This window comes from Armatimonas sp. (assembly GCF_043760365.1).
In the GTDB taxonomy this organism is placed as follows: domain Bacteria; phylum Armatimonadota; class Armatimonadia; order Armatimonadales; family Armatimonadaceae; genus Armatimonas.
The window spans coordinates 1-5,257 of the sequence record NZ_JAYUPA010000337.1 but is presented as its reverse complement, the minus strand read 5'-3'; the positions used below and the strand labels follow the sequence as shown (position 1 = coordinate 5,257).

Annotated in this window: 5 protein-coding genes and 1 pseudogene; 5 read left to right on the top strand and 1 reads right to left on the bottom strand. The window is 60.2% G+C overall.

What is annotated here, in order from left to right; all coding sequences use genetic code 11:
• Positions 1 to 176: 176 nt before the first annotated feature.
• On the bottom strand, positions 177 to 1,502 hold the full coding sequence (locus tag ACH2EH_RS08270) for a DUF1501 domain-containing protein (RefSeq protein ID WP_395140669.1): 1,326 nt from the start codon (positions 1,500 to 1,502) through the stop codon (positions 177 to 179).
• Between the two features lie 65 nt (positions 1,503 to 1,567).
• Between ACH2EH_RS08270 and cysM the strand changes: the two genes are divergently transcribed.
• The 5 genes and pseudogenes from cysM to ACH2EH_RS08245 form a co-directional block, all read left to right on the top strand.
• Positions 1,568 to 2,506, top strand: a complete 939-nt coding sequence (cysM, locus tag ACH2EH_RS08265) for a cysteine synthase CysM (protein WP_395140667.1) — start codon at positions 1,568 to 1,570, stop codon at positions 2,504 to 2,506.
• Positions 2,503 to 2,988, top strand: a complete 486-nt coding sequence (locus ACH2EH_RS08260; protein WP_395140665.1) for an OsmC family protein — start codon at positions 2,503 to 2,505, stop codon at positions 2,986 to 2,988. The genes cysM and ACH2EH_RS08260 overlap by 4 nt, the downstream gene beginning before the upstream one ends.
• On the top strand, positions 2,985 to 4,271 hold the full coding sequence (locus tag ACH2EH_RS08255; RefSeq protein WP_395140663.1) for a dicarboxylate/amino acid:cation symporter: 1,287 nt from the start codon (positions 2,985 to 2,987) through the stop codon (positions 4,269 to 4,271). Before ACH2EH_RS08260 ends, ACH2EH_RS08255 begins: the two co-directional genes overlap by 4 nt.
• Positions 4,271 to 4,669, top strand: a complete 399-nt coding sequence (locus tag ACH2EH_RS08250; RefSeq protein ID WP_395140661.1) for an ATP-binding protein — start codon at positions 4,271 to 4,273, stop codon at positions 4,667 to 4,669. The genes ACH2EH_RS08255 and ACH2EH_RS08250 overlap by 1 nt, the downstream gene beginning before the upstream one ends.
• A gap of 214 nt (positions 4,670 to 4,883) precedes the next feature.
• Positions 4,884 to 5,257 (top strand): annotated as a pseudogene (locus ACH2EH_RS08245) (flagellin); the annotation flags it as partial.

Here is a 5,257-nt window from a genome sequence, read left to right as displayed (position 1 = left end):
GCCGCGACTCACCGGGCGCAAAGCCCTCGGTGTCCACGGCCTCCGCCTCGATGAGCGTGATATTGGTGGTCTGGCGGTCGCCGACAATGCCGCTGTCTTTGACAAGCCGCGCCGACGCGACAGACTGCATTGGAGCCCAGGACTCGGATGCGATATGGATGGAACGAATCATGATATTAGACCAGCTCGCCGATGTGGCGACCTCCACGGGAGAGGGTGATGCGGACGCCTTCAGGGGACGTGATGGACTGAGTGTAGTCAATGCCGAGGCACTGGTAGATTGTTGCCGCTAAGTCTTCAGGCTTGACGGGGCGCTCGGCGGGCTCAAAACCTTTGGTATCCGACGAGCCGACGACCACACCGCCCTTCACGCCACCGCCTGCCACCAGTACCGAGAAACAGCGGGCGTGGTGATCCCGGCCCCCGTCGCGGTTCACAATCGGGGTGCGCCCAAACTCACTCATGACAATCACCATCGTGGTTTTAAGTAAACCGCGCTGCTGCAAGTCCTCAATAAACGCGGCGACGCCTTTATCGAAAGTCGGCAGGAGATTTCTTGAGAGATTATTAAATGCGTTGTTATGCGTATCCCAGCCGCCTGACGAGACCGTCACAAAGCGCACGCCGCCCTCCACCAAGCGCCGTGCCAGCAGCAAGCTCTGCCCGAGCTGCGTGCGTCCATAGGCATCGCGCACTTTTGCGGGCTCTTTGCTGACATCAAACGACGCGCGCGCCTCAGCCGACGAGAGCAGGCCATACGCTCGGTTATAGAAAGAGTTGACAGCCTTGGCGCGATCCGAGCCCTTCTCGAAACGCGAAAACGCCGAGTCCACGGACTCACGCAGGGTCTTGCGGCGGTCCATGCGCTCCAGAGTCATGCCCTGGGGTAAGTCTAAATCGCGCACGCGGAAGCCGCCGTTGTTGGGATCGCCGCCCGGCGCGAACGGATCGAGCGCCGCACCGAGAAACCCCGCACCGCCGTACTGAATCTGGCCGGGAACCGCGATATAAGGCGGAAGCGCGGATTTCGTGGGCAGGAACTTGGCCGCTACGGAGCCGTAGCTGGGAACCCCGAAGCCGGGTAGGGGCTGGAACCCCGTCAACATGTAGTGGGTGCCACGCTCGTGGGCCGCCTCGCCCGTGGTCATGGAGCGGATCAGCGAGAACTTATCCGCCTGCGCAGCAAGCAGCGGCAGGTGCTCCGAGAGCTGCATCCCGTCGGCCTTGGTGTTGATCGGGTTGAACTGACCGCGAATCTCCACAGGGGCATCGGGCTTGAGATCAAAGGTATCTAAGTGGCTGGCACCCCCCCCCAGCCAGATAATCACGGCGGACTGCGCCGTCGCGCCTTGCAGGCCCGCTGCCTGGGATTCCTCGGCCTCAAACAGATCGGTCATGCTGAGACCCAGCAAGGCTCCGGCTTTGAGGCCAGTGCTGAGAAAACTACGTCGAGAGAGTGCGTTGTATTCCGTACACGCGTTCGGGTCCGTTGGCTCCGCCATGGTGTTTTGTCCTCTACTCTGAAATTCGGTTCATTGTAACATTAATCAGTAGGTACAATCAAGCCATGAATCTGCCAACACTCACGGATCGAATTGGCGCGACGCCGCTGGTCTTACTGCCCTCACCCAACCCCGACATCCCTATTCTCGGGAAGATGGAGGGCAACAACCCCGGCGGGAGCGTGAAAGATAGGCCCGCGTGGTCCATGATCCGGCGTGCCGAGGAGCGGGGCGAGCTGAAGCCCGGAGTGACGTTGATCGAGCCTACCAGTGGCAATACCGGGATTGCGCTGGCGATGATCGCCGCCGCTCGTGGCTATAAATTGGAGCTGGTCATGCCCGCCAATAGTACGGCGGAGCGGGTACAGACCATGCGGGCGCTGGGGGCAAAAGTCGTGCTGACCCCGGCGGCAGGCGGGATGGAAGGCACGATTGACTTCGCCCATGCACGGATGGCAGCGAACCCCGGTGTTTACTTGATGCTCAATCAGTTCGCCAACCCGGACAACTGGCGTGCACACTACGAGACCACTGGCCCCGAAATCTGGCAGGACACGGAGCAGAAAATCACGCACTTTGTGTCGGCGATGGGCACTACGGGAACCATCATGGGGGTCTCGCGTTACTTGAAAGAGCAAAACGCAGCGGTTCAGATCGTCGGCTGTCAGCCCACGCCCGGCTCACGCATCCCCGGAATTCGCCGCTGGGCTCCTGAGTATCTTCCGAAGATCTTCGAACGCGAGCGCGTAGACCGGGTTGTTGACATTGAGCAAGGAATCGCCGAGTCCACCGCGCGCACCCTCGCGGCCACCACGGGGATTTTTACGGGCGTCTCGGCGGCAGGGGCACTCTGGGCGGCGCAGCAAGTGGCAAGCGAGCTGGCTAAAGAAGGCAAAAAGGGCCTGATCGTGACGATTCTCTGTGACCGGGGCGACCGCTATCTCTCGTCGGACTTATTCGCTGATGGCCACCCAGAGCTGGGCGAGCTGGAGGTGATTTCATGAGCACGGTCACTATCACCTTGGAGCGTGTGGGGCCGTGTGTCTACGATGCCACCGATGCGCTGGGCAACACCCTGCGCCTGGCGGGCTCTGCCGAGCTGGATCAGCAGATTCGCGAGCGCCTCCCCGACCCGAGTGTCTTTTTGGAGAGACTGCCGCCTCTGGAAAACTCTGGCCCCGGATTCCGGCCTATGGCGCTCTTGTTGATCTCACTGGCGGGCTGTAGCGCACTCGATCTGGGCCTGATTCTCGCGCGGCAGCGGCAAGATGTCCGTGGGCTAACCATCGTTGCAGAAGGCACCCGCGCCGACGCCACGCCCGCACCCTACACACACGTCACCCTGACATTCACCGTCCGTGGCCCCGTGGACCCCGTGGCACTTTCCCGCGCCGCCGAGCTCGCCGTGCGAAAGTACTGCTCCGTCGCCGACACGCTCAAGCCCGAGATCACGGTGGTGACGCGAGTCGCGGAGCCGGTGGCATGAAACGCCGTGTACCGCTCGCGCTGCAAGTGCTTATTGGGGTGGCTCTAGGGATCGTGCTGGGAGTGACTGCTGGCAAAGGCGAGCTAACCGAGACTCTCGGGGCGATTGGCATCCTCTCGATCAAGGCACTACGGGCGCTCGCGGTGCCGCTGGTGTTCTTCGCCATTTTGGATGCGTTTGTCCGAACCCGGATCGAGGCGAAGAAGTTCGGGCGATTGATGCTGATCTGCCTGATCAATGTTTCCGTGGCGATGGTGATCGGACTGACACTGCTCAATGTCTTCCAGCCCGGCAAGCTCTGGCGCGGCAAACTTGAGACACTCATTGCGCAGACACACGCCAAAGCCACGGAGGCAAAGAAATCCGAGGATCCCGAAGCGCCCGGCGCAACTCTGGAACTTCTGCCCAATGTCAGCTACTACGTCCCCTCGTCGCTGGTGCGGCCCTTTGTCTACAATAACCTAATTTCCGTGGTGCTATTGGCGCTGCTCATTGGGGCTGCGATCCGAAAAGTGCGCTCCGAGCAAGAAGCGCTTAGCGAATCAACAGAGCAAAGCATTCGGACCATTGAGGGCTTTATTGCTGCCGCATACCAAGTGCTGTTGGTGATGCTAGAGTGGATCGTACGCACCGTGCCCTACGCTGTCTTCGGCACCGTGGCAAAGGTGGTTGGGGCGTCGGGGATTGGGGTATTTGCCCTGCTCTGGGTCTTTTTGCTCGTCGCGCTCACCGGCCTGGCACTCCATAGTTTAGTGTACTACCCGGCGATTGCTTATTTCTGGGGAAAGAAATCCCCAAAGGTCTATCTCGGGCAAGGCGCGGATGCAATTCTCACGGGGCTCTCAACTAACTCCAGCCTGGCGTCGGTGCCCATCACACTCAAGTGTTTGGAGAAGATGGGGGTCTCGACATCATCGGCGCGCCTCGCGGCGTGCGTGGGCACCAACCTCAACAACGATGGCATCACGCTCTACGAGGCGATGGCGGCGCTCTTTCTGGCGCAGGCACTGGGCAAAGATCTCTCGCTCGTGGCACAGTTTCAGGTCGTGCTTGCCTCCATTATGGCCGGTGCCGGAATCGCTGGAATCCCCGAGGCGGGGCTGATCGTCCTGCCGCTCGTGCTCAGCACCGCTGGGCTCTCCGCCGAGACTATCGCCGTCGCGCTGCCGCTACTCATTCCCGTGGACTGGATCATCGCCCGCGCCCGCTCTGGGGTCAATGTGATGAGTGATATGCTTGTCGCGATCTTGCTCGATGTCGGGCAAAAGTCCACTGACGAGTAATGACCGAGCTGCTACGACTTCGTCTGCCCACCGACAGCGCCTTTGTGAGCGTTGCACGGGAGGCGGTTGTTTCTGTGGCACGCAAGCTCCGCTTTCCCGAGGCGGAGCGTGAGGCACTTCGGCTGGCGGTGGGCGAGGCGTGCAACAATACGGTGGAGCATGGCGATGAGCGCGGAATGCTGACGTTGCGTTGCCTGCATGACTACGAGTTTCTGATTGTGGAAGTGAGTAATGCGGGAGAGGGCGCACTGCCTAGCTCTCCTGCCGCGATGCCGGATGCCAGCGCGGAAGGCGGGCGTGGCCGTGCGCTCATGGAAGCCCTCACCGATAGCGTGGAATATCTTGTCGGGGAGGGGGAGACCACGGTGCGCCTCAAAAAGCGCCTCCCGCTCTCGTGAAAGTCCTGCGCGAAATACCAGGATTTCAGATTTTAGCCCCTTTTGCCGAAAATTACCCTCCAGAGATACCCCCAATTTGTCGAAAACTAATTTGACAGAGTGAGCTAAACGAGACATCAAGTGAGCTTGCAGTGTCATGGCAGGATGCCAGCCGGAGGGGAGTCTGTTCCTAAAGACAGAGGACACTACCGGTCTTTCACGGAGGATCTTTATTATGTCAATGGTTGTCAACTTCAACGCTGCCGCTACTAATGCGCAGCGCAATCTGGGTCAGACGAGCAAGAGCCTGAATCAGTCTATTCAGCGTCTCTCCAGTGGACTTCGTGTCAACAGCGCCTCCGACGATCCGGCAGGTCTGGTTATCTCGGAGCAGATGCGCTCCAAGGCGGACGGTCTTGGCCAGGCGATCAAGAACAGCAACGACGGCATCAATCTCATCAAGACAGCGGAAGGCGCTTTGAATGAGGTGCACAACCTCCTTCGTCAGATGCGTACTCTTGCGGTTCATGCTGCCAACGCCGGTGTGAACAGTGCGGATGATCTTGCTGCGGATCAAGCGGCCAACGATGCGGCTGCTCTGTCCATCAC

Bases quoted from the DNA above. Each gene is read 5' to 3' on its own strand.
- ACH2EH_RS08270 (WP_395140669.1), bottom strand. From the start codon at position 1,502: ATGGCGGAGCCAACGGACCCGAACGCGTGTACGGAATACAACGCACTC.
- cysM (WP_395140667.1), top strand. From the start codon at position 1,568: ATGAATCTGCCAACACTCACGGATCGAATTGGCGCGACGCCGCTGGTC.
- ACH2EH_RS08260 (WP_395140665.1), top strand. From the start codon at position 2,503: ATGAGCACGGTCACTATCACCTTGGAGCGTGTGGGGCCGTGTGTCTAC.
- ACH2EH_RS08255 (WP_395140663.1), top strand. From the start codon at position 2,985: ATGAAACGCCGTGTACCGCTCGCGCTGCAAGTGCTTATTGGGGTGGCT.
- ACH2EH_RS08250 (WP_395140661.1), top strand. From the start codon at position 4,271: ATGACCGAGCTGCTACGACTTCGTCTGCCCACCGACAGCGCCTTTGTG.